Source organism: Streptomyces sp. DSM 120436 (genome assembly GCF_055778765.1).
Genome location: NZ_JBSKBS010000004.1, coordinates 98,308 through 122,394, shown reverse-complemented (window position 1 = coordinate 122,394; position 24,087 = coordinate 98,308). Strand labels below are relative to the sequence as shown.

The following is a 24,087-nucleotide window of genomic DNA, read 5'->3' as shown; positions in this document are numbered from 1 at the left end:
GACGCCGTCATGGCGTCCGCGTCAAGACCTTCCGTGGCGCCGGCACGAGTGAGACGGTAAGCTGTTCCGCGAAACCTAGACACATTGAGGCCCCCGCTCCGGCGGGGGCCTCAATGGTGTGCCGTTCGTGTCACGAGCGGGACGACCTGCGCCGCGACAGGCCGCGGGCCGTCGACAGGCTCAGCACCTCCGCGGTCCCTTCGTCGGTCCCTTCGTCGGTGCTCCTGGGCGGCTTCGAGCGAGCGGACGCGCTCCTGCGGCCCAGACGCTTTTCCCTCTTCTCCTGCTCGGCCTGGGCGACGGCGGCGTCGTAACGCTCCTGGTAGTCGTCGACGTCGAGACGGTCCGCAGGGTCGAGCGCCCCGATCGCCTCCAGGTGCTCGGTGACGCTGCGCGCGCCACTGATCATCGGGTTGAGGTAGTAGATGCCTTTGGCCTGGCGGAACACCATCTTGGCGAGGATCAGGGCCTGCAGGCCCCGCCCCACCATGGAACGGTGCACGTCCAGGGCTTCGGCCAGCTCCTCCTCGGTGACCAGGCAGCGCCCTCCCGGCTCCTGGGTCCCCAGGAGCTGGAAAAGCACTCGGTAGGCGATGCCCGGCATCGCGGGCATGTAGGCGAAGCCGTTGAAGGTGCCGTATGTCAGCTCCGGCGGCTCCGGGTTCGCAGACGCTGCAGTCCTCATCCTCACTCCTCCGGCTTCTTCTCCGTGCGCTTGCGCTTGCGCGTCCTCGCCGAGGGCCTGGGCAGTTTCGCGCCCGGAAGGGCCATGCCCCTGAACTCCTCCGGAACGTCGGGGTCGAGTACGAACTCGTTGAGCAGACTCAACTGTTCCACCTGAACCTTGACTTTCTTGGCAACCGCCCCGCGGACGGGTTTCTCGACCAGCCGGTAGCCTCCGCGCAGGGTCACCGCAGGCTGCAGCTGGATCGCCCCCTTCTTCGGAGAATAGGCCAGCCCCAGCTTCTTCAGTTTGGACTGGGCCCGCGACACCTGGGCGGGGTCCATGTCCAGCTCGGCAGCGATCTCGGTCTGCTTGAGCTCGACCGCCCCGCCGACTTCCTGGCTGCCCATCATGTAGAGCAGTACGCACAGGGTGACGTTGTCGTCCCTGAAGTACTTGGCCGCCCAGCGCAGGAACTCCAGGCTGTCCTGAGCGAAGTACTTGCCGACGAAGTCGCCGGCGGTGACCGGGGGCTTGACCTCTGCGCTGTGGCCGACCGGCAGCTCCACGAGGTTTTTCCTCGGACCGAGTGTTCCCGCGTAGGGGCTGCTGGGACTCGGCGCACGAGGCGGGGACGAGCCGGGGACCCGGCGGGGATCCCCTTGAGGCTGTGCGGACATGACGCTATGTGCTCCTCAAGATCGAAACCTAGACGCGGAGCACAGTAGTGATTGCGCATATAGATAGCAACGACGCGACCTATCTGCGCGTTGGGCGTGTCGAACATGACTCCGGAGTCAAGTTCGCGAGGGTTCTGAAGCCTGTCGCGGAATTGCGCATATAAGTCGCAATGGATACGGGGCACCTTGACTCCAGGCTCAACTTACGCAGGTCAAAAATGACTTGGGAGTCATGTTCTGAGGCCCTGTCACCCCCTCTGACCTGCGGAGATGCGATCCTCTCTATTCTCTATAAGCGCGGGTCCGTCTCCGAGTGCCCCCTCCGGGCCTATGTCGGGAGTCATCTGTCCGCCGTCGTCGACAACAGTGGTGGCGGCCGGTGGTACCAGGGGCCTTCGCCGGCCCCTGGACCCCGCTGCCCCCGGCACTCCTCGACGCGAATCCGTATCGTCGTGGCGTGCACCGTTCGCGTCGAGGAGCACCGGGGTTGTGGCTCCGGTGCGTGGGGAAGCGCCTCGTGACCGGTGTCTGAGCGAGGGTCGGCCTGGCCCGCACGGAGGAGTTCAGCGGGGTGGAAGTCCTCGTGCTCCAGGATGCGGGGGGCTTCGAGGACTGACTGACTGACTGACTGGCCGAGCACGACATCCGGAGAGCGGGGGAGTGCCGGTCAGGGTTGCGGAGAAAGTGTCGGGGACCGCGTCGGGGACGGATGACCAACTGAGCTATGTGGGGCTGTGCTGGGGCTGGGTCCCCGGGCAGCGTGGGCGCCTGGACGACCGGTGTCACCTTCAGAAGTGCGGGTGCGGCGGTCAAGGAGCCCGTGGACTCGGGTGAACGCCGAGAAGGCCACGGAGCCGGCGGCGGCCAGACGGGGAGGCCAGGCCCGCCGAGGGCCGACGGGACCGGCAGGACGGCCGCTGGAACCGCGCCTACGGGTGGCAGGTGACGGCTGGTGTCGGACGAACACCAAGGGACGGGCTTGCTTCACAACAGGCGCCGCACGTCCCCTCGGCCGCCTACGGCGCGGGCACGTCATCGTCCGAGGCCGCTCCGGGAAGCCGTCGCGGAGGAACGAGGTCGGTCGGCCCGGCGCCTGAACGAGCGGATCGGGTCGTCGGGGCACTGTCGTGGCGGTGGGCGTCCGCGCCGTCCTCCTGTTCACCTCGGCGATCGCGCATGCGAGGGAAGTACCGGACGCGGAACGAGAGATCGGCTGGACGTTCGGCCTGACGGCCCTGTTCACCGCCGTGCTTGTGTCGGCGGCGGGGCTCGTGGTGGCCCGGGCCGGGAACCGGCGGGAGACACCCGGGCGGTTCCCGATCACGGCCGGGGTGTCCGGCGTGCCGGTCCTCTTCCTCCTGTCCCCCGGAGTGCTGTCCCCCGGAGTGTTGTTCTCCGGAGTGCCTTGACGGACACCACTGCTGAGGGCTGCCTCCCCACCGTGGTCACCGGTGGGACGATCCCGGGGTGTCCGGTGTGATCACGGCTTCGGACCGCCGGAGGACCGGTCCCGGTGCCGTCCTCGACCCCGGGGCTCGCGGCGCGGTCGCCCCGGTGCGCCCTGCGTGCAGGAGCGGGGAAGGCCGAGTCGCTTCTCGGCCTCGGAGGAAGCAGCAGGCCGGAGCGGTCCTCCGGGCACATCAGCGACCGAAGCGACCCAAGCCTCGAACATGAGGTGCGCCGGTGCGCCGCGAGGGTGCGCTCGCGCGTCACGTACAGGAACTTTGAGTCGCTTCAGTCGCTGTTCTCCGCGCCGCACTCCTGTGACCTGCGGGTCCGCGACGTGGCGGCCAGCTACCGGGAGAGGTCCGGCCGTCGGGTCGGAGTCGGTTCGGCCCCTGGGTCCGGGCCGGTTCGGCCGGTGGGGCCCGCCGTCCCGCCGGTCTGGCTAGTCTGTCTCCGTCGCTCAGTAGCTCGGGTTGCTGACGAAGGGGGTGCGCATGGCCTCTGGGCTGAAGGAGTCCCACGGTCGGGCGGCGCGGCAGGCCGCCGCCGGACGGTCGCTGGCGATCGCGCGGTGGTGTGCCGGCCGGGGCTGGCCCGTCCACCCACTCGCTCCGGGACGCAAGACCCCGGCGGGCAACTGTGGCACCTGCCGGAGGCCGGGGCACACCCACCGGGGCTGCGGCTGCCCGGCGGCCGGTCGTTGGTGTCACGGATTCCACGCCGCCACCCTGGACCCCGCGCTGATCGAACGGTGGTGGGGCGCCAATCCGGGACTGGGCGTCGGGATCGCCTGCGGCCCCGCCGGCCTGGTGGTCCTCGACATCGATGCGCACGAACGCCGGCTGCCGGGCCGGGAAAGGCTGCTGCCCGGTATCGGGATCTCCGCGAGCATCGACCTGACCGGGCTGGCCAACGGCTTCCACACGATCGGCGTGCTGGCCGCTCTGCGGTCCTCCCCCAGCCCGGCGGACGACGGGACGACCCTGCGCGTGCGCACACCCTCCGGAGGCCTGCACGTGTGGTACCGGGCCCATCGAGGGCACCGCTGGCAGTGTTCCACCGGATCGGGCAGCCGAGCCCTGGCCTGGCAGGTCGACGTGCGGGCGCACGGCGGGTACATCGTCGCCCCCGGCACCGTGACCGAGGCCGGGATGTACGAGCCGGTGGGGGCGGTGCGCGAGCCCGCGCCGCTGCCCGGGTGGCTGGCGGAGGAACTGGAGCGCACCGGGCACCTGCCGCCCACGAAGGGGCACGGGGCCAGGCCGGTGCCGCCGCGGGCCCGGCAGGCCGTCCTCGCGGCGGGAGGCGGCCACGGAACCGTGAGCCGGGCACTGGCGCCGCTGCTCGGGGAAGTGGCAGCCTGCGCGGTCGTACCCGAAGGGGCCGCCTTCTCCGAGAAGTTGAACCGTGCCGCCTACACGGCGGGAGGGCTGGTCGCCGGCGGCCACCTCGACGCGGACGAGGCGGAGCGGATGCTGCGGGAGGTCGCCGGGCAGGCCCGGCCGGGGCAGGAGCGGCGCAGCACCGCCATCATCCGCAGCGGTCTGGACGCGGGACTGCGCCGACCACTGTCCCCGGGAGGGCACCCGTGAACCGTGCGGCGGCCGGACCGCTCGAAGCCTCCCGGCGGGGGCGGGCCACGCCCGCCCGGAGAGGGACGAGAACACGCCTACGGCGCCTGTGGGGCGTGATGCCACAATGAAGAACGTCCGGGTCACCTGGTCACGTACCTTCGGGGCCGCCCGGTTCGCGAAGGAGTGGGACCGGTGGCTCCCTTGGAGGAAGTGACGGCCGATCGACACACGTCCGGTTGCGGCATCGGTCTGGTGGTTGACGAGGAGACGGCGTGAGCTCCCTCATCGCGGAGGACGAACTCGTGCACGAGGCCGGTTTCGTGTGGCTGGAGGACATCGGCGCGCTCGACTACGTCCGTCAGAGCCTGGACCGGCTGCCCACCCGCCGCGGCAGGCCCGCCTACCACCGTGACGGCCGCATGGTCGGCTACGCCCTGCTGCGGCCCGACGCCAAACCGTCCCGCTCCTCGGGCACCTTCCGCCGCCGGGTGTTCTGGCTGCTGCCGCACGACCGCGACACCGAACCCGACGGCCTCTACGCGACCGGCGCACCGGCCGAGGCGGTGGACCCCCGCACCCTGACCCCCGGCAGCAAAGGACGCAAGACCCAACGCTCCGAGGGCGTACTGGTATAAGCAGCCGTCGGCGGCTGAGGGACGCGCTCACAGGTGGGAGCCACCGCTGGCGTCGAGGCACTGGCCGGTGATCCAGCGGGACGCGTCCGACGCCAGGAAGGCGACGACGTCCGCGATGTCGGCCGGCCGGCCGATCCGGTCGAAGACGGACAGGGCGGCGAGTGCCGCGGTGTCTTCCGCCGTGGCCCGCTTCCGCGCGTTCATGTCGGTCTCCACGAACCCGGGGCTGACCGCGTTCACCGTGATGCCGCGCGGGCCGAGTTCCTTGGCCAGTGCCAGTGTGAAGGTGTTGAGGGCGCCCTTGGCCATCGCGTACGCCACGGACTCGGGGTACGCCACCCGCGTGGCCGCCGACGAGACGGTGACGATCCGGCCGCCGTCGCGCAGGTGCTTCAGGCCCCGCTGGACGAGGAAGAAGGGGGACCTGGTGTTCACGGCGAACAGCCGGTCGAACAGCTCGGGTGTCACCTCGTGGATGCGTGCGGGTCCGCTGATGCCCGCGTTGTTGACGAGAATGTCGAGGTCCGGCTCCCTCCCGTGGGCGGCCAGCCCTTCTTCCAGCCCGGCGTACAGGGCTTCGACGTCGCCGGGCACACCCAGCTCGGCGCCGACGGCGAAGGCTCGGCCGCCCTCCTCGGCGATCAGCTCCAGGGTCTGCCGCGCGGCCGCCTCGTTCCGGCCGTAGTGGACCGCGACCAGGGCGCCCTCCCGGGCCAGCCTGCGCGCGATCGCCCTTCCTATTCCGCGGCTGGCCCCGGTGACGAGCGCGGTTCTTCCGGCCAGTGCCCCCATGTCTCCACTTCTCCTGACGGCCGGTGGCGTCGCCGCGAGGCCGGGCCGGGCACACGCCGCCACCGGGAACGACCAGTACCTGCGACGGGGACCGGGCGAGGGCGGACCTCCCCGCGCGGTGCCCGGACGGGCGGGGAGGTCCGAGGACGGTCAGACGGTGGACGAGGCCACGGTCACGGTCGAGCGGAAGACGACGTCCTCCGCCTGGCGGCCCTGCACGAGCACGGACTCCCTGCCCGGTTCCCCGCAGGGAACCTGCCGGGCCTCGACGGAGCAGGGCGCGTCCAGCTCCACGTAGCGCACGAAGTCGGTCTCGACGCTCAGCGGCGGCGAGACACGGCCCAGCACGACCGTCGTCGCCTGCCGGGCCGCCTCGATCAGCGCCATGCCGGGTACGTGGTCGACCGGGTGGTCGAAGAGCACGGGGTGACGGACGTCCGTCCGCAGCTGCCAGCGGTTCTGGGCTTCGGTGGGGGCCAGGACCACGTCCATCGGCAGCAGCCGGCCCACGGTCTGCGGAGGCAGCGGAGCCTCGAGCGGAAGCTCGGGGCAGCCGCTGCTGAGGTGGCGTCGGCCACGGACGCGCCGGTAGACGGCGGGGGACATGCAGGTGAAGTACGCGCTGCCCGTCGCCACGACGTGACCGTCGCGACGGAGCACCGCCTCGAGGCGGCTGGCGACGAGGCGGCCGCGTTGCCGCTTGGTGCCGAAGAAGGTGACGTCGAGGTCGACGGAGGCCGGCGTGCTGCCGACGAGAAGCCGTTCGGGGCGCACGCTGAAGTTGAGATTCCACATGAGGAAGTGATGACCCAGGGGCACGCCCAGCTCGGCGTGGCACAGGAGGACCCCGGCCTGGCGGATCGTCTCCGCTGCGATCAGCGGATCGTGAAGGCCCTGGACGGCGGTGAAGAAGCTGTGGCCGCGGGGCCACTGGGCGGTCACGGTGAAACGACTGGCGTCCCGGCGCCGCCAGTCGGTGAGCAGGACCTCGGCGACGCTGGCGCGGTGAACGAGTTCCTTCGGGACGGCGGCGGTCAAGGAGGGGTAGCGGAAAAGTCCGGCTTTCGCCGACATCGCCATCTCGTTCCGAAAGAATGGTGCGCTGGATATGGGGCGTTCGGTGTGGAACGTGCTCGCGGACATAGCTGCTTCCCTCTGAGCGGCAGTGGCGCAAGTGAAAGCCGGCCAACCCGGCAGCCCGAAGGTACCTACCGTCCGGTTTACTTTCCAGCCACAGGGGTCATTTCGGTCGGAAAAAAATCGGAGCTGTTTAATCCGGTTGGATCGGCCGGATCGCGTCAATCGCGCCGCGTCGGCGTCTCCTGAGGTTGACGGCGGTCCTTGACGAGGTGACGGGTCGCCGACGCCCCCTCTCCGACTCGGGGGAGGGGGCGTCGACGGCGCTGGGTCTCGAGCGGTTCTCAAGCGATTCTCCACCGTGCCGGCCGGGTTCCGGAGGACCGGTTCCCGAACCGTTCCGGACACCACCGCCTTCGCGCCGCGCGGCTTCGTCCTCACCGGGGGACCGACCGGACGCGGGTGCGCGTGCGGCCGGTGACCCGGCCGACCGGGCCACCGCGTCGGGCATCGAGGGCTGCGCGACCTGCCGTGCGGAGGGTGGGCGTCCGGCTCCCGGGACGCCGGAGAGGCCGCCGCCCCGTCCGGCGGTGCCGCCCCCCCCCCCCCCCGCAGGGACCGGTGCGCCCGGCCGCGGGACGGAGGAGGCCACGGCACGGTCCGCCGACCCCGTGGCACGGGTGTCGGGTGAGCCGGTCGGGTCGGCTGCGGACAGCCGGCCCGTGGCCGACCGGCGGTCGGCCCACCCACGGCCCACCCACGGGCCGGCCACGGGCCGCCGAGGGGCGTCCGAGCGGCCCTCGGCCGTGGGCCGGCCAGACCTGCAGCCGTACGGGCTGCGCAGCCGCGGAGTCCGCCACGTGCGGCCGTGCCCGTCGGGCTGAGCTCTCCGCCGCACTCGCACCGCCCGACGTGCGGTGGGCGGTCGCGAACAAAAAGGCACCGAGGTCTTCCGGCCCCCTCGGTGCCGGCCACTCCGGTTGCACCTCGGCCCGGGGCGGGACGGGCGCCGCAGCGGGCTCCCGCGGCCATGGCCGGATCCCGATCCTCTTGATGATCGATAACGGCCGAACATTGACAAACCGACTGCGCTGTTTTTACATCGAGAGCGCCTGGGCGCCGCAGCCCCGGCATGCCGGCCGAGACGCGGAGACGGAACCCGATCCGCGCGACCGATGGGGGAGAAAGTGGACATCAAGGTGCTGGGCGCGCTGTCGGTGCGTGAGAACGGGGTACCGATCCTGCCGACGGCGCCCAAGCCGCGGCAGGTGCTGGGCCTGCTGGCCCTCCACGCCGACCAGGTGGTCCCGGTGGCGGCCCTGGTGGACGAGTTGTGGGGAGCCGCCCCGCCGCGCAGTGCCCGCACCACACTGCAGACCTACATCCTGCAGCTGCGCGAACTGATAGGCGCCGCCCTGGCCTCCGCCGGGAACGAGCAGTGCACGGCCAAGGACATCCTCACCACCGTTCCCGGCGGCTACCGCCTGGAGACGCGGGGCGGCACCGTCGACTGGCGGGAGTTCGAGCGCCGCGCCGGACTCGGTTACCGGGCCATGGACGCCGAGGACCACGCGGGCGCGGCCCGCCAGCTGGCCGACGCCCTGTCGCTGTGGCGGGGCCCGGCCCTGGCCGACGTCCAGGCCGGCAACCAGATCGAGATGGAGACCAGTCGGCTGGAGGAGGCGAGGCTGTGTGCGCTCGCCCAGCGGATCGACGCCGACCTGAGCCTGGGGCGGCACCGGGAACTGCTCCCGGAACTGACGGTCCTCGTCTCCCGGCACCGGATGCACGAGAGCCTGCACGGCCAGTTCATGCTGGCGCTGCACCGTGCGGGCCGGCGCGGTGAGGCCCTCGACGTCTACCAGCGACTGCGCACCACGCTCGTCAGGGAGCTGGGCCTGGAGCCCTCCGCGCCGCTCAGCCGGCTGCAACGCTCCATCCTGACGACCCGGCCCGACGCCGCGGTTCCGGTCCCCGCCGTGAGCGGCAGCGGACCGTTCGCCGGCCGGGCGAACTGACCGACGGTGACGGCCGGGCGCCGCACTGCCGCCTCCCGCCGGTGACCACCGGCCCCGCGGCGCCCGGTTCCGGGCGGCGCCGGCGGGACGGCCTCACCCCCGGGCGGCGTACAGGTCGAAGGTCGACGTCCGCCGTGCATCGGCAACGATGTCAAGACGCGGGTCGACGGAGAGCATCGCCTGGTACATCCGCTGCAGCTGAGGCGAGGGCTCCACACCCAGTTCGTGGTTGAGCCGCTGACGCAGCCGACGGTAGACGTGCAGTGCGCTCTCCTGCCGGCCGGACCGGTACAGCGCCACCATGGCCTGCGAGTGCAGGCCCTCGTGCTGGGGGTGGCGCGCTATCAGATCGGTCAGTTCGGCCACCAGTTCGACATGGCGTCCCAGGCGCAGCTCGGCGTCGATCCGGCGCTCCCTCGTGACCAGACGGGACTGCTCCAGCCGCAGCACCTCGATCTCGAGGACCGGGCCGACCTGGACGTCGGCCAGGACGGGGCCCTCCCACAGGGCGAGCGCCTCGCGCAACGAGGAGGCCGTACGCGCGTCGTCGCCGCTCTCGAACGCACGCTGGCCCTCGGCCACCAGGCGGTCGTACCGGTGCACGTCGACCTCCTGGGGGGAGACCTGCAGCAGGTAGCCGCCGTAGCGGGTGGCGAGCATGTTCTTGACCGTGTCGGCCGCCTCGGGTCCCATGGCGGCGCGCAACATGCGGCGCAGCTGGAGAATGTACGTCTGGAGCGAGGTCAGCGAACCCTGCCGCCGGTCGGTGCCCCAGACCTCCTCCATGAGGGTGGACACCGGTACGACCCGACCCGGATTGAGCGCGAGCAGTGCCAGGACCTGGCGGGGCTTTCGCGCGGTCGGGACGATCGAGGCTCCTTTCACTTCTGCATGCAGTGCACCCAGCATCTTTATGTTCATTCTTCCCCCGTGCCGTTTCCGAAGCTTCCGACTCGGCGCTCCGTCAGACCTCAAATAGTGTCTGCTCCTCGTTTTATCCGGATGTTCTCGATGGCCGATCACTAGGTATCCTCCAGTCTTCATGGAGGATTTCACCAGATGGAATCAAGCATTCCTCCATCGGTCCGTGAGCGGGGGATCCCGCACGTCGCCGACGCGGTCCCGGCAAGGGGCCAGCGAGCGGCAGGAACACGGAGGTGCCTGTTCCGAGGTGGGCCCGTACTGCTAGTTTTCCTGCCATGGCGAAGAAATCGGGGAACACGGCCGCCCTCCCTGCGGGGAGACCTCTCCTCCCTGCAAAACCGTCGGTCCTCCCGGCGGGAACGGACGGTTGTGAACACCTGCCTCCGGAAACGGCCGCCCGGTCCGGCGGCCCGGGGGTGGGATCCGTGTCGCACAGGCCGAAGCCGGGGTTCTGAGGTCTCGTTGAATTTTCCGTGCGAGGGTGGGATGGAGTTTCGGATTCTGGGTTCCGTGCAGATCTGTGACGACCGCACCGGCCAGCGGATCGTGCCCGCGGGCGCCAAGCAGCGCGCCTTGCTCGGGGCTCTCGTGGTGAAGGCCGACCAAGTGGTGCCCTCCGACCGCCTCGTCGACGAGTTGTGGGACCAGCGGCCGCCGGGCAACGCGGCCAACGCCCTGCAAGCCCACGTGGCCCGCCTGCGGCGGCTGCGGCCGGCGGCCGTCGGCCCTGGAGGGCAGCGGCACGAGTGGCTGGTGACCCGTCCCACGGGATACCTGCTGCGTCTGAACGGCGCCGAGACCGATGCGCAACGCTTCACGCGCCTGGCCGCCGAAGGCCGGGCGCTGATTCCCGCCGATCCCGCCGGCGCGGCCGACCTCCTGCGCGGGGCCCTCGGCTTGTGGCGGGGCGCGGCCCTGGAGGGCAGCGGCCGCGGCGCCATTTGCGCGGCGGAGGCCTCACTGCTGGAGGAGAGCAGACTCGTCGCCACGGAGGCCCTGTACGACGCGTGCCTGCGCGCCGGCCGCGAGGAGGAGATCACCGGCGAACTGGAGGAGCTGACGGTCGCCCATCCGCTGCGGGAGCGGTTCTACGAACTGCTGATGACCGCACTGCACCGGTGCGGTCGGCAGGCGGAGGCCCTGGTCATGTACGAACGGGCGCGCCACAGGCTCCGGCGCGACCTGGGGATCACTCCGGGACCGGCGCTGCGCGGCCGCATGGAGGCGATCTTGCACGGCAGGGAGGACGCCGACACGGAAGCGGACCCCGTGGAGGGCGCAGCCCACCGGCACGACGACACCGACGTACGGATGCTGCGCGACGAGGTCGCCTGGCTGCGCCGCCGCGTCGAGCGGCTCTCCCAGGAACAACGCGACCTGGGCGGTCGGCTCGACCGGCTCATGGCGCAGGAAGTGCCGAGCCTTTAGGGAGGGACGGAATGCCGGGACGACGGTGCGCCCGTGCGACGGCTCCCGCCCGTGCGGCCGGAGCCATCGCACGGGCCCCCGGGGCCTGCTTCCGGGCGGGCCCCGGCGCCCGCACCGCCGCCCCTCGCCGCCGTTCTCCAGATGAGCACGAGCGGACCGCGAGCCATGTCAGAAGTTCGTCAGGCCGTTGACGGAGAATCCCGCCACGATGTGCCGGAAGGGCCGCCCTCCGGGACCCGGTGATCTGCGATCCCGCCCGGAAGGCGGCAGCGGCCCGAAGGAGGGCGAGACATGACGGGGTGGAGCCGTCGGCTGCGGGAACGGGTCAGCCCCCGCCGTCCGGCAGTGACCGCAGGTGCTCCGGGACCGTCCGTGCCGGTGGCCCGGCCGCAGCACGACGCGCTGCTCGACTCCTGCGCGGACCGGCACACCGGACGGCACGTGGAGCAGGTCTGGTGGTACTGGCACGGACCGCTGGACACCCAGCGGTTCACCGCGGCCTGGCAGTCCGTCGCCGACCGGGAGGTGATCCTGCGCGCCGCCTTCGAACGGGAACCGCAACCGCGCGTCGTCTTCCACGACGACGCCCGCACGGAGGTCGTGCGGCATCCGGCGGGCACCGTCGACCGGGACGAGCTCATGGCACGCGATCGGCTGCGCGGCTTCGACGTGGGCCGTCCCGGCCCGCTGCGTGTCACCCTCGTCGATGTCGGCGAGGACGCCCGCCCGGCGGCGCTCCGCGGTTCCGCGGAGGTCACCTGGGTCCTGCTCACCTTCCACCGAGGGCTGCTGGACACCCGGAGCGTGTCCGTGCTGCTGGACGAGTTCAGCCGGGCCTACCTCGAAGGCGGCGTGCTGCCGGGCGGCGAGCGCCGGCCGGACATCCGTGACTGGGCGCACTGGCTGGAGCGTCAGGACATCGCCGCGGCGCGGGACTTCTTCAGCCGGATCGCGCCCGACGGGCCGCCCGCCGTGCAGCCCGCTCTGCCCGGACCCCGGACGCGGCAGAGCGGATGCGGCCGGGCCGAGACCCGGCTGGACGCCGCCGAGGCGGACCGGCTGCACCGGTGGGCGGCCGCGCGGGGTCTGCCGGACTCCAGCGCCCTGCACGCCGCGTGGGCGCTGCTGTTGTACCGGGCGGCGAACGCCACCGGTCCCGCCCCGGTGGGCTTCGGCATCACCGTGTCCGGGCGCGGCATCGCCCTGGACGCCGTCGACCGGCTGGTCGGGCCGCTGCGCAGCTGCCTGCCGATGACCGTGCGGGTCGACCCGGCCCGGCCGGTGATCCGGCTCCTGGAGACCTTGCGCGACCGGGCGCTGGACCTGGCCGCTTACGAGTGGACCTGTATGGAACAGGTCCGGGAGTGGACCGGTCGCCCGGAGCCGGGCCGGCTGCTGGACACCGTGGTCTCCCTGGAGACCACCCCGCAACCGCCCGCCGGTCTGCGGGCCAGGCTCGCCGCCACCGGCGTCCGGTTCGGGGAGCGGCACTCCAGCGGCGCGCACAGCCTCCTGCTCACCGCCCTGCTCGCCCGGCCCGCCGACGACGGTTCGCTGATCCTGACGGCCGTCCACGACCGGGCCCGGCTCTCCGACGCCGATGCGGGCCGGCTGGCCGACCAGTGCGCCCGTCTGCTGCGCCGTCTGCCCGCCGCCGGGGAGAACGAGACCGTCGCCGAGGTGCTGGCCGTGCTCGGTGAGGACGAACCGCCCCGCGCCGCGCCGCCGCAGCACGGCACACGGGACTGACGCATCCGGCCCCTGGCCGACCGGGGGCCGGGGGAGCGACTGAGGGCGAGTGACGGAACACGGCGTTCCCCGGCTGCCGTCCGGGAGGAAAGACGCAGGCAGGAACGGTCTGCGCGGCGGGAAAGCGACCGAAGCGACCAGGGCTTCGGGTATATGAGGACACCAGCATGCGTGCGTGTGCGTCATATATAGGGAACTTCGGTCGCTTCGGTCGCTGCGTCGTCCTGAAAACCGCTGCCACCTGTGCTGTTGTCCGGTCGCGGAGGGCCTGCCCCGGCCCCTCGGTCGCTGCGGTCCTCTCCTGGATCGCTGGACCGGCGCGTGCGGTCGGGCCCGCCGGGGTACGCCGCCGACGACGGGACGGCGCGAGGAACCACGGTGCGGCGGACGAAGAATGGCCGAACTCCGTACCTGTGCGGGCCGGAGGGCGAAGATAATATACCTTCTGAGCGGTTTGTTTCTGTGAGCTGCACAGATCTGAGTTTCGCGGTTCGGCGAAGGGAGTTTCCAGTGGCCCAGCAGGAGCGTGCGGTCAGGACCCGCCGGGCAATACTGGAGGCGGCTGCGGTCGCCTTCGCGGAGCACGGGTACGCGGCGGCGACGGTCGCGGACATCCTCAGGACCGCCGGGGTGACCAAGGGCGCGATGTACTTCCACTTCGACTCCAAGGAGGCGCTCGCCAGGGGCGTCCTGGAGGTCCAGACGGAGCAGGCGCTGCCCGAGCAGGAGATCAAGCTGCAGAAGGTGGTGGACGCCGCGATGGCGATGGCCCACCGACTGGTGCACGAGCCCCTGCTGCGGGCGGGCGCCCGGCTCTCGGCCGACCCCGTCGCGGCCCGCAGGCACCACGGCAGTGCCTGGCCGCTCTGGGGCGACCTGCTGACGGGGCTCCTGACCGAGGCTCACGAGCGGGGGGAGACCCTGGTGCACGTGGTGCCGCGGGAGGTCGCCGAGCTGGTGGTCGGCGCGCTCAACGGAGTGCACCTCTACTCCCAGCTGGAGACCGGTCTCAGCGACGTCGAGACCCGGGTCTCGACGCTGCTGAGGCACTTGCTGCTGTCCGTCGCCCGGCCCGCGGTCCTGGCGCGTCTGGACGTGGCCCCGGACCGGGGGGCCAGGGTGGTGCGCGAGGCGGCCCGGATGCCTGCGTCCGCTTGAGGCCCGCTCGCGAGGACCGGCCCGGCGAGTGGCGAGGGGGAGGGGCATCGGCCTGCGCATGGCCGTGGCACGCAGAGCCGGCGGTGCGCACGGGGCCGACGACACGTGGGGCTGTTGCCGGCTGCATGTCGTCGGCCCGTGCGCCGTCCGTGCGCCGTCCGTCCGCCGCCGCGAGCCGGTCCCCGGCCGATGGTCCTCGCGGGGCGTGAGGCACGGCAGTCCTCGAGTGGTTCTCGAGCGGTTCTCTGGTTCCCTGATCCACCGTGGCCCGGGTTGTGGAGGGGGAGTCGGTTGCACACCGGTTAAAACAGCGCGAGAGGTCTCTTACCCCAGTCGTGGAGGGTCGTCGCCCCCCTTTGGACGCCCGTTTTGCCGGAGTTGGCACGAGAGGATCGGCGGAAGCGGGGATGCCCCCAGGTGAGGGCCGACGCCGTGCAATCGTGCCAAGTCCCCATGGCGCAGGCGGAGAAGACAGTTCTCTTCGTACATGCATGCGATCCAATAAAACAGCGCAACTGGTTCGCTATTGACAAACCGTCTGGCCTGTTTTGTACTCGTGTGGTGCTGATGGCAGCGCACTCACCGAGGGGGCAACGGCGTGCAGATCGACGTACTGGGCACACTGGACGTGAGAGCCGGCGGGGAGTCCATCACTCCCACCGCTCCGAAGCCCCGGCAGGTACTCGCCCTTCTGGCGCTCCACGCCGACCAGGTGGTTCCGGTTTCCGCCCTCATCGACGAACTGTGGGCGGGCCGCCCGCCGCGCAGCGCGCGCACCACGCTGCAGACCTACGTCCTGCAACTGCGCGACCTCATCACGCTCGCACTGGAGAAGGGGGCGTCCGACGCCGGCCCCGAGGGCCTGTCGCGCCGCAGGGCCAAGGACGTCCTGGTCACCTTACCCGGGGGGTACATGCTCGTCTCCGGAGGCGGGACGAGCGACGTCCGGGATTTCGAACGGCTGGCGGGCACGGGGTACCGCGCGCTCGACGCGGGAGACTTCCAGGGGGCCTCACGCCTGCTGCGGGAGGCACTCGCCCTGTGGACCGGCCCGGCCTTCGCCGACGTCCAGACCGGTGCGCGGCTGGAGATAGAGGCCCGGCGGCTGGAGGAGAGCCGCCTGTGTGCCCTCGATCAGCGCATCGAGGCCGACCTCCGGCTCGGTCGCCATCGTGAACTGCTCGCCGAGCTCACCGTGCTGACCAGTCGTTACCGCACCCACGAGAACCTGCACGCCCAGTTCATGCTGGCGCTGCACCGTTCGGGCCGACGCGGTGAGGCGCTCGACATCTACCACCGGCTGCGCGGCACCCTCGTACGGGACCTGGGCCTGGAGCCCTCGCCGCGGTTGCGCCGGCTCCAGCAGTCGATCCTGAAGGCCGCGCCGGAGGCTCCGCTGACGGAGGACCGGCAACCGCCCGCCACGGCTTCCCTGCCCCTCCCGCGTGAGAGCGGCATGTGTCCGCCGCGCTGAACGGACGTACGGGGGGCGGGCGGTGCCGTAGCGGCGCAGATCACCGTGACCCCGGCTATGGCACCGCGCGATAAGTGGGTAGCCTCAAACCAAATGATTAAGTTACTGCTTAGTAGGCGACCTTCGCCGGTTTGAGGAGCCCGCTCATGCAACTCGTCGCGATCATCGTGTCGTTGACCCTGATGGTGGTCGGTAGCGCGCTGTTCTGCCGCGCCGCCTCGCAGATCCTTCAGTTCCTACGGCTCGGCCAGCCCGTCCCGAAGGGCCTGCGGACCGACCATCCCTACCAGCGCAGCGTGACGCTGGCCCGGGAGTTCGTGGTCCACACGCGCATGAACCGCTGGGGCGTCATCGGGGTGGCGCACTGGTTCGTGGCGGTGGGCTTCTACACGCTGCTCCTGACCCTGGTCAACGCCACCGGCCAGCTGTTCCACCCCGACTGGGTGCTGCCGGTCCTCGGCCACTGGACGCCCTACAACGCGTTCGTCGAGTTCCTGGGCACGATGACGGTGCTCGGTGTCCTGGTCCTGATCGTCGTCCGGCAGTTGAACCGGCCCTCGGCTCCGGGCCGCAAGTCGCGCTTCACCGGCTCCAAGTCCGGCCAGGCGTACTTCGTCGAGACCATCATCGTCATCGTGGGCACCTGCATCGTGGTGCTGCACGCCCTGGAGGGCGCGCTGCACCACGTGGACCACTACCAGGCGTCGCACTTCATCTCGTATCCGCTCGTCGAGTGGTTCCAGGGGCTGAGCCGGCCCACCCTGGAGAACCTGGTCTACCTGTTCGCCGGTCTGAAGATCAGCACCTCGTTCGTGTGGATGATCGTGGTGTCGTTGAACATCAACATGGGGGTGGCCTGGCATCGTTTCCTGGCGTTCCCGAACATCTGGTTCAAGCGTGAGGCGGACGGTTCCACCGCGCTGGGTGCGCTGCCGGTGATGACCTCGGGCGGCAGGCCGATCGATTTCAGCGATCCCGGTGACGACGACGTCTTCGGCGTCTCGCAGGTGGAGCAGTTCTCCTGGAAGGGGTTGCTGGACTTCTCCACCTGTACCGAGTGCGGGCGGTGTCAGTCGCAGTGTCCGGCGTGGAACACGGGCAAGCCGCTCTCGCCGAAGCTGCTGATCATGTCGCTGCGTGACCACGCGCATGCCAAGGCGCCCTATCTGCTGGCGGGTGGCGGCAGGACCGTGGAGGGCGAGGAGAGGGCGTCGGCGGAGCAGTTGGCCGGTGTGCCGGCCGCCGCGCTCGCCGAGGCCGGGCGTCCGCTGGTCGGCACCGCCGGGGCTGTGTCCGAGGGCGGCTTCGCCGCGGGCGGTGTCATCGATCCGGACGTGCTGTGGTCGTGCACCACCTGCGGTGCGTGCGTGGAGCAGTGTCCGGTGGACATCGAGCACGTCGATCACATCGTCGACATGCGCCGTTATCAGGTGATGATCGAGTCGGCGTTCCCGTCCGAGGCGGGCACGATGCTGAAGAACCTGGAGAAGAAGGGCAATCCCTGGGGTCTGGCGAAGAAGCAGCGTCTGGAGTGGACCAAGGAGGTCGACTTCGAGGTCCCGGTCGTGGGCAGGGACGTGGAGGACCTGTCGGAGGTGGAGTACCTGTACTGGGTGGGCTGTGCCGGTGCGCTGGAGGACCGTGCGAAGAAGACCACCCGGGCCTTCGCGGAGCTGCTGCACATTGCGGGTGTGAAGTTCGCGATCATGGGCGGTGACGAGAAGTGCACCGGTGACTCCGCCCGCCGGCTGGGCAACGAGCCCCTGTTCCAGGAGCTCGGCATGGAGAACGTGATGTCCCTCAATGCCGCGTTCGGCGAGGAGACGGACGACGAGGGCAGGGTGACTGAGGCCTCGCGCAAGCCGAAGTCGGCGAAGCGGATCGTCGCGACCTGTCCGCACTGTCTCAACACCCTGGGCAACGAGTACCCGCAGCTGGGCGGTGACTACGAGGTCATCCACCACACGCAGTTGCTGCAGCACCTGGTGGACGAGGGCAGGCTGATCCCGGTCACCCCGGTGGAGGGTCTGATCACCTACCACGACCCGTGCTACCTGGGCCGTCACAACAAGATCTACACGCCGCCGCGCGAGATCATCGGCAAGGTCCCGGGTCTGCGCAACGAGGAGATGCACCGTCACAAGGAGCGCGGCTTCTGCTGCGGCGCCGGCGGCGCCCGGATGTGGATGGAGGAGCGGATCGGCAAGCGCATCAACGACGAGCGCGTCGACGAGGCCCTCTCCCTGGATCCGGACATCATCTCCACCGCCTGCCCGTTCTGCCTGGTCATGCTGACCGACTCGGTCAACGGCAAGAAGAACGAGGGCAAGGCCAAGGAGTCGACCCAGGTCGTCGACGTCGCCCAGCTCCTGCTGGAGTCCGTCAAGACCCCCGCCGGCCCGGCCGGCGAGGAGGAGCCGGAGCCGGCTCCCGAACCGGAACCGGTGAAGTGACGCACACCGCGCAGTGAAGGGGCCGCCTCCGGGCGGCCCCTTCGGCATGATTCGGCCAAGTTTTCCAGGCTATGCATAAACCGTCTACGCGGTTTGTTAATCTGAAGCGGCTTATGCGTGATCGGCATTCGGCGTCGCGTTGTCCGGGAGGCGGCACATGGTCAAACAGGCGCGGGCCGCTCGCACGCGGCGTTCGCTGATACGGGCGGCGGCCGAGGTGTTCGCCGAGGTGGGCTTCGTGCCCGCGTCCCTGGGCACCATCAGCGAACGGGCCGGTGTCAGCAACGGGGCACTGCACTTCCACTTCGCCAACAAGAGCATGCTCGCCGAAGCGGTCGAGGCAGAGGCAGCCGAGAGCATCCGCCGGATCACCGAGGCGGCACAGGCCCGTCAGCGGGACCCGCTCCAGGCGGTCGTGGACGCCTCGCACGAGCTGATGAGTGCCCTCGCCCAGGACGTCATGGTCCGCGGCGGCTTCGAGCTCGCCGGTGACATCGCGCGCCGTGCGAGGTCCCCGCTGCGGGAGGAGTGGCAGCGCTGGGTCGAGGACGGCCTCCGCCGGGCCGAGCGCTGCGGGGAGCTCGCCGAGGGGGTGTCCTGGGCCGACGCCGCCCGTGTCGTCGTGGCCGCGACCGTGGGCCTGGAAGTGCTCGGCGCCAAGGACGCCTCCTGGCTGTCCCACCAGAACGTGACCCGGTTCTGGGAGCTGCTGCTGCCGCGGTTCGCCGACCGGCGGCACCTGGGGACGCTGGTGTGCTCCGGCACACAGCCGCGAACGGCCGTCCCCGCACCGGCGCGCGCACAGCTCACGCATCCCGGTCCGTAGGGGCCCGGGTCCCCACGACAGGGCCGGCCCCGATGCGCACGGGGACCGGCCCCGTGCGGCCCCGCTCTCGGCAGAAGGCTCCGGCGGAAGCCAAAAGTGCCCGGGGTGAGACGCCCGGACCGGGGAACGCTCCCTGCACGGCCCGCTTCTCCCGGCCGGGACCCGGGGTGTTCACTCCCCGCGTTCCTCCCGGCCCCCCTCCCCGTGCCCGGTCCTTCGAGGATTGCTCGAATGCCACTGAAGAAACCGGTGCCTCCGACCGGGGTACGGCTAGCGTGCAGCATCGCCGACGACTTTCCGCCATCGGCGGTGCCCGACGACGAACGGAGGGAGCCATGGAGATCCAGGTCTTGGGCCCGTTGTCCGCAGTCGTGAACGGAGACTCGATCGTCCCGACCGCGGGGAAACCCAGACAGATCCTTGCTCTGCTCGCGTTGTATCCAAGCCGTGTCGTGTCCGTCTCGACGCTGATGGAGGAGATCTGGGGAACGGAACTGCCGCAGAGCGCGATGACCACGCTGCAGACGTACATCATGCAGCTGCGCCGCTACCTCGGTACGGCGATGGGACCCGGCGCGCCGGGCGCGGCGAAGGACGTTCTGGCCACCCGGCACGGCGGCTACGTGCTGCAGATCCCGCCGGAGTCCGCGGACGTGTACACCTATGAGCGCCTGGTCGCCGAGGGCCAGGAGGCCTTCGAGAAGGGCGAGGACGAGCGGGCCGCCCGCTGCTTCCGGCAGGCTCTCGCCCTGTGGCAGGGGCCCGCGCTGGTGGACGTGCGACTCGGTTCGGTCCTGAGCATCGAGGTCACGCGGCTGGAGGAGTCCCGGCTGATGACCATCGAGCGGCGGATCGACGCGGATCTGCGGCTCGGCCGGCACGCGGAACTGATCGCCGAACTCACCGACCTGATCGCCCGTCACCCCCAGCACGAGGGCCTGCACGCCCAGGCGATGGTGGCCCTGTACCGGTCCGGACGGCAGGCGTCCGCCCTGGACGTGTACCGGAAGCTGCGGACGGGACTGATCGAGGAGATCGGAGTGGAACCCTCGCCGCAGTTGCAGCGCCTGCACCAGGCCATGCTCGCGGTCGATCCCGAACTCGACGTGGTGGCCGGTCCGCGCCGCGGCTCCACCTTCGACCGGTACGCGGCCTAGGTCCGTCAGGCGGATCCTGCCGGACGGACCCGCGGCCCGTGTGCGCCCGGTCCGACCGGTGGTCACGGCAGGCATCCGTTGCCGTACCGGAGTCCTGCGGCGGCCCGGGATCCCGGCCGCCGCCCTCCGTCTGCGGCGCGGTTCGCGGCTGTCTGTGCATCTTGAGGTCTGCCCCGTGGCATCGGGCGTGTGCGTGAGGGAGGACGGCATGGCGGACGAAGAGCCGGTGCGACTGCACTGCTTCGCACGCTCCGGTGAGGGCCTCCCCGTCTTCGACGACCGGGCGGCGAGCGTCGGCTCCGGTGTGCAGCCGGTCCCGGTCCCCCTGCCGGACCGCACGAGGCGGCGGACCGAAACCCCGACGACCGCGTACCGGGCCCTGCCCGCCGACGTCCTGCCTCAGCTCACCGTCCCGCACCCCGGCCCGTGCGCGCTGTACGGGCACGGACTCGGTGCGATGGTGGCGCTCGCCGTGGCCCGTGCCCTGCACGAGGTCCGCGCCGGGTCCGGTGCTGCTCGCCTCCGGGGCCTGTCCTTCGCCGCACATGCCCCTCGGACCGCCCGGGGCCCGGCGGCCGCCGGGCCCGGCGACGCCGCCCGCCGTGAGCGGCGGGAGCGCCGCGCCGTCCGCTGGGGACGGAAGGGACCGGGGCCGTGCCGCCCTCCCGGCGCCCCCCGCCGACCTGCAACTGGCCCGCGCCCCGCAGGAGTCGGTCCGCAGTCCCTCCCCGGTCGGCCCGCTGACCGTTCCGGTGCTGGTCGTCGCCTCGCGGGAGATTCCCCTGGCTCCGCCCGCGGCAGCCGACGGCTGGCGCCACTGGACCACGGGGCCGGTGTGGTCGCGCCCCGTCCCCGGGCGCCACTTCCTCGTACGGGGTGGTCGCGGACTGCCCCGGTTCCTGGGCCAGGCCCGCCGCATCGCCGGCAGGCTGGTCCGGGAGCCGGCGCCCGTCGGCTGATCCGTCGTCGGCCATCGGATCCGGGTCCCCGTCCCGCCGTCCGGACCCGGTCCGCGTCCCGGACGGCGCGCTGTGAAGAGAAGTGTTCAGATGTCTGGTGAGCGTGTGGGCAGAGCGAGGCACCGCATGCACGTGGAGGCGCCCGCCGGCGTGGTCTACGCGGTGCTCGCCGATGCGGTCAGGCTGCCGCTCTGTTTCTCCGCGAGCGTCCACGTGGAGCGGCTGGAGCTCGACAGCGAGCGGGAGCGCCTGCGGGTGTGGTCCCTCCTGGACGGGCGGCTGAGGTCGTGGACCGCGTCGCGGCGCCTGGACCCGGTGGAGCGCCGCATCGAGTTCCGGCAGGAACGCTCCGCGTCCCCGCTGGAATCCATCACCGGCGCGTTGAGCGTACGCGACCACGGGCCGCGCGACGCCGAGCTCGAACTGCAGTACGGCTTCAGCACCTCCGGCGATCTTCCCGACGAGGCGGCGTGGGCGGCGTGGTGCGCCGATCTGAACCTCCGCACGCAGCTCACCGACCTGAAGCGGTTCGCCGAGCAGTGGACGCGTCTGGACGAACTGGCGCTGTCCTTCGAGGACTCGGTGCGCATCCACGGCCCGGCCGAGCTGGCCTACGACTTTCTGTACCGGGCGGGGGACTGGACCGGGACGGTGCCGCACATCGTGCGGGCCGGTCTCACCGAGGCCGCGCGCCCCGGGTGCAGTGCGTGACGCTGCAGACGCTGACCGGGCGCGGCTCGCAGACCACCGAGTCGGTGCGGATCTGCTTCCCGAGCGCGGGCCGCATCGTCTGCGAGCGGACCGTGGTCCCCGACCTGCTGTCGGCGCACACCGGCGAATGGCCCGTCGTCCCGGACGAGACGGGGGTGACCGTCACGGGGAGGCAGAGCGTCGTGCTGCGGGAGGAGGACATCGCCGCGGTGCTCGGCGAGAGAACCGGCCTCGCACAGGCCCGCCAGTACGTGCGGGCGGCACTCGGCTCGGAGTGCCTGGTCCTGCTCGCCCTGGCCAAGCAGCACGCCGAGAGCGCCGTGTGCATGCGGTGACGTCCGGCCCGGTGCGGTGCCTTCGTACGGCATGGTCGAAGGGTGACGACGGCGGGCCTTTGGTGCGGCCGGTGACGTCCGGGACGAGCCCAGGCGTCACCGGCCGCACGGACCTGACCGGCGGGTACGGGGGTGACCCGGGGTCAGGAGCGTGTTGCCTCCGGCTGCTCGGAAGGGCTGCCGGCGGGCGTGTCCTCGGAGGCCGGCAGGGGACCGCCGCGCAGCAGCAGGGCGCTGACGACGGCGCCGGCGGCGAAGATGGCGGTGCACCACCAGAACACCGTGGTGTATCCCTCGATCGACGCCAGGGAGAGCTGCTCCGGTGTCGGCTGCCCCTGCACATTGCTCCTCAGCCAGTCGGTGGTGGCGGTGGCGGCGATCGTGTTGAGCAGGGCGACGCCGATCGCACCGCCGATCTGCTGGCCGGTGTTGACGCACGCCGAGGCGATGCCCGCGTCCTCGGGCATCACGCCGGAGGTACCGGTGCTCAGCACCGCGGCGAAGATGAGACCCATGCCGAGGCCGGCCACCATGGTCGGGCCGAGCAGGTGCGTCGCGTAGCCGGAGTCCGGACCGATCCGGGTCAGCCAGGCCATGGCGGCCGCGGTGAGCAGCAGACCGGCGGTGACCAGCGGCCTGGGGCCGGTCTTCGGCATCAGCTTCACGCCGCCCACGTTGGCGCCCACACCGGTGAGCACGATCAGCGGCAGCAGCGAGACGCCCGAGACGATGGCCGAGTAGTCCAGGTCGGTCTGCATGTAGTAGATGAGGAACAGCATGACCCCGAACACGCCGGTTCCGACGAACAGCACGGCGAGGTAGGCGCCGCCGCGGTTGCGGTCCAGGACGATCCGGGGCGGCAGCAGCGGCTGCGCGGTGCGCGTCTGCCAGAACGCGAACACGGCCAGCAGCACACCGCCGAAGGCGAGGAATCCCCACGTTCCGGGGGTGCTCCAGCTGTCGTCCGCGGCGTTGGAGAAGCCGTAGACCACGGAGAACATGCCGCCCGTTCCCAGCAGCACACCGGGGAGGTCCATCCGCGCGCCCGTCCTGGGCTGCTTGTGCAGCAGCATCGTGCCGCCGACGAACGCCACTCCGGCGAAGACCAGGTTGACGTACATGCACCAACGCCAGTTCAGGCCGTCGGTCAGCACACCGCCGATGATCAGGCCCAGACCCGTACCGCTGGCCGCGACCGCACTGAAGGCGCCGAAGGCCTTGGCCTTCTCCTTCGGGTCCGTGAACGTGGTGGCCAGCAGGGCCAGGCAGGCCGGTGCCAGCATCGCGGCGAAGACGCCCTGGCAGGCGCGGGCCGTCACCAGCATTCCGAAGCTGTTCGCGGCACCGCCGACGGCGGAGGCGATCGCGAAGCCGGTCAGCCCGGTGAGGAAGGTCTCCTTGCGGCCGAACAGGTCGGACAGCCGTCCGAAGAACAGCAGCAGGCCTCCGAACGGCAGCGCGTAGGCGGTCACGATCCACTGCCGGTCGGCGTCCGTGAACTCCAGCGTTTCCTGCGCCGACGGCAGGGCGAGGTTCATCACCGTCAGATCGAGGCCGACCATGAGGTAGGCGGTGCAGACGACGGCGAGGATCAGCCACCGCCTTGGGTCCACGGCCGCCCCCGAGCCCGGCCCGGCCGTGGGGGCTGCGCTTGTCTCCATGGTCATCTCCTTGTTCACGTCGCATCGGGCGGACTGAGGCCCCATCCCCAAGACGGTCACGTCGGCCGGTCTGTGACATGGTCCTGGTGAGCCGGGCCGGATGGCCGCATCGATCACCGGTAACCGGAGGATGCCCCGGCCCTCAGGCCGGGGTGGGGGCGCCGCCCGCGTGATCGGGACCGGGAAGCCGGTCCCAGAGACTGCCGAGGAACTCGGCATTGACCCCGGCACGCTGCGACAGCCACGCGCGGGCCGCCGCCACCGCGCTGCGCTCAGCCGCGACGGCGCTGCGCCCCTGGAGGACCGGGGCACCGGGGAGCGGCGGGAAGCGGCCGGGACAAGAGGCCTGCCTGGATTCTTGCAGAC

At 71.2% G+C, this 24,087-nt stretch carries 20 protein-coding genes; 14 read left to right on the top strand and 6 right to left on the bottom strand.

Annotation, left to right across the window (positions count from 1 at the left end; translation table 11 throughout):
* Positions 1–130 precede the first annotated feature (130 nt).
* Positions 131–685: a hypothetical protein gene (locus ACWH4W_RS32155; protein WP_473079395.1), complete on the bottom strand. Its 555-nt coding sequence runs from the start codon at positions 683–685 to the stop codon at positions 131–133.
* A gap of 2 nt (positions 686–687) precedes the next feature.
* Positions 688–1,233, bottom strand: coding sequence for a hypothetical protein (locus ACWH4W_RS32150; RefSeq protein ID WP_473079394.1), 546 nt, complete (start codon positions 1,231–1,233; stop codon positions 688–690).
* Positions 1,234–2,477: 1,244 nt separating this feature from the next.
* Here ACWH4W_RS32150 and ACWH4W_RS32145 point away from each other — a divergent pair.
* The 3 genes from ACWH4W_RS32145 to ACWH4W_RS32135 all read left to right on the top strand — a co-directional run bounded on the left by ACWH4W_RS32145 (position 2,478) and on the right by ACWH4W_RS32135 (position 4,999).
* Complete coding sequence (locus ACWH4W_RS32145; protein WP_473079393.1) at positions 2,478–2,753, top strand: hypothetical protein; 276 nt, start codon at positions 2,478–2,480, stop codon at positions 2,751–2,753.
* Between the two features lie 531 nt (positions 2,754–3,284).
* Positions 3,285–4,382, top strand: coding sequence for a bifunctional DNA primase/polymerase (locus tag ACWH4W_RS32140; protein WP_473079392.1), 1,098 nt, complete (start codon positions 3,285–3,287; stop codon positions 4,380–4,382).
* A gap of 254 nt (positions 4,383–4,636) precedes the next feature.
* Positions 4,637–4,999 (top strand): DUF6009 family protein, encoded by a 363-nt coding sequence (locus ACWH4W_RS32135; RefSeq protein WP_473079391.1) that lies wholly within the window; start codon positions 4,637–4,639, stop codon positions 4,997–4,999.
* A gap of 27 nt (positions 5,000–5,026) precedes the next feature.
* Here the strand turns inward: ACWH4W_RS32135 and ACWH4W_RS32130 are convergent, their stop codons facing one another.
* Together ACWH4W_RS32130 and ACWH4W_RS32125 are read right to left on the bottom strand one after the other, a co-directional pair.
* A complete protein-coding gene (locus tag ACWH4W_RS32130; protein WP_473079390.1) occupies positions 5,027–5,791 on the bottom strand; it encodes a glucose 1-dehydrogenase in 765 nt (254 codons plus the stop codon).
* 150 nt (positions 5,792–5,941) lie between these two features.
* Positions 5,942–6,829, bottom strand: a complete 888-nt coding sequence (locus ACWH4W_RS32125) for a ScbA/BarX family gamma-butyrolactone biosynthesis protein (RefSeq protein ID WP_473079389.1) — start codon at positions 6,827–6,829, stop codon at positions 5,942–5,944.
* Positions 6,830–8,055: 1,226 nt separating this feature from the next.
* Here ACWH4W_RS32125 and ACWH4W_RS32120 point away from each other — a divergent pair.
* A complete protein-coding gene (locus ACWH4W_RS32120; protein WP_473079412.1) occupies positions 8,056–8,886 on the top strand; it encodes an AfsR/SARP family transcriptional regulator in 831 nt (276 codons plus the stop codon).
* 93 nt (positions 8,887–8,979) lie between these two features.
* Here the strand turns inward: ACWH4W_RS32120 and ACWH4W_RS32115 are convergent, their stop codons facing one another.
* Entirely contained in the window at positions 8,980–9,807 is an 828-nt protein-coding gene (locus ACWH4W_RS32115) for an AfsR/SARP family transcriptional regulator (protein ID WP_473079388.1), read from the bottom strand.
* Between the two features lie 513 nt (positions 9,808–10,320).
* On the opposite strand from ACWH4W_RS32115, the gene ACWH4W_RS32110 reads away from it, so the two are divergent.
* From ACWH4W_RS32110 to ACWH4W_RS32065, 10 genes are all read left to right on the top strand, one after another.
* Positions 10,321–11,238 carry an AfsR/SARP family transcriptional regulator gene (locus ACWH4W_RS32110; protein WP_473079387.1) on the top strand — a complete coding sequence of 306 codons (918 nt, stop codon included), beginning with the start codon at positions 10,321–10,323 and terminating at the stop codon, positions 11,236–11,238.
* A 291-nt stretch (positions 11,239–11,529) separates the two neighbouring features.
* Positions 11,530–12,987 carry a condensation domain-containing protein gene (locus tag ACWH4W_RS32105; protein ID WP_473079386.1) on the top strand — a complete coding sequence of 486 codons (1,458 nt, stop codon included), beginning with the start codon at positions 11,530–11,532 and terminating at the stop codon, positions 12,985–12,987.
* 510 nt (positions 12,988–13,497) lie between these two features.
* On the top strand, positions 13,498–14,145 hold the full coding sequence (locus ACWH4W_RS32100; RefSeq protein WP_473079385.1) for a ScbR family autoregulator-binding transcription factor: 648 nt from the start codon (positions 13,498–13,500) through the stop codon (positions 14,143–14,145).
* A 598-nt stretch (positions 14,146–14,743) separates the two neighbouring features.
* Positions 14,744–15,619: an AfsR/SARP family transcriptional regulator gene (locus tag ACWH4W_RS32095; RefSeq protein ID WP_473079384.1), complete on the top strand. Its 876-nt coding sequence runs from the start codon at positions 14,744–14,746 to the stop codon at positions 15,617–15,619.
* A 146-nt stretch (positions 15,620–15,765) separates the two neighbouring features.
* Positions 15,766–18,072, top strand: a complete 2,307-nt coding sequence (locus tag ACWH4W_RS32090) for a (Fe-S)-binding protein (protein WP_473079383.1) — start codon at positions 15,766–15,768, stop codon at positions 18,070–18,072.
* A gap of 157 nt (positions 18,073–18,229) precedes the next feature.
* Positions 18,230–18,898, top strand: a complete 669-nt coding sequence (locus ACWH4W_RS32085) for a ScbR family autoregulator-binding transcription factor (protein ID WP_473079382.1) — start codon at positions 18,230–18,232, stop codon at positions 18,896–18,898.
* 335 nt (positions 18,899–19,233) lie between these two features.
* Complete coding sequence (locus ACWH4W_RS32080) at positions 19,234–20,055, top strand: AfsR/SARP family transcriptional regulator (protein ID WP_473079381.1); 822 nt, start codon at positions 19,234–19,236, stop codon at positions 20,053–20,055.
* A 602-nt stretch (positions 20,056–20,657) separates the two neighbouring features.
* Positions 20,658–21,014, top strand: a complete 357-nt coding sequence (locus tag ACWH4W_RS32075; protein WP_473079380.1) for a hypothetical protein — start codon at positions 20,658–20,660, stop codon at positions 21,012–21,014.
* A gap of 90 nt (positions 21,015–21,104) precedes the next feature.
* Entirely contained in the window at positions 21,105–21,725 is a 621-nt protein-coding gene (locus ACWH4W_RS32070) for an aromatase/cyclase (RefSeq protein WP_473079379.1), read from the top strand.
* A complete protein-coding gene (locus tag ACWH4W_RS32065) occupies positions 21,722–22,060 on the top strand; it encodes an SRPBCC family protein (protein WP_473079378.1) in 339 nt (112 codons plus the stop codon). Before ACWH4W_RS32070 ends, ACWH4W_RS32065 begins: the two co-directional genes overlap by 4 nt.
* A 143-nt stretch (positions 22,061–22,203) precedes the next feature.
* On the opposite strand, the gene ACWH4W_RS32060 is transcribed toward ACWH4W_RS32065, so the two are convergent.
* The gene (locus ACWH4W_RS32060) at positions 22,204–23,727 is read right to left on the bottom strand and encodes an MFS transporter (RefSeq protein WP_473079377.1); all 1,524 of its coding nucleotides are present in this window, start codon (positions 23,725–23,727) and stop codon (positions 22,204–22,206) included.
* Positions 23,728–24,087 lie beyond the last annotated feature (360 nt).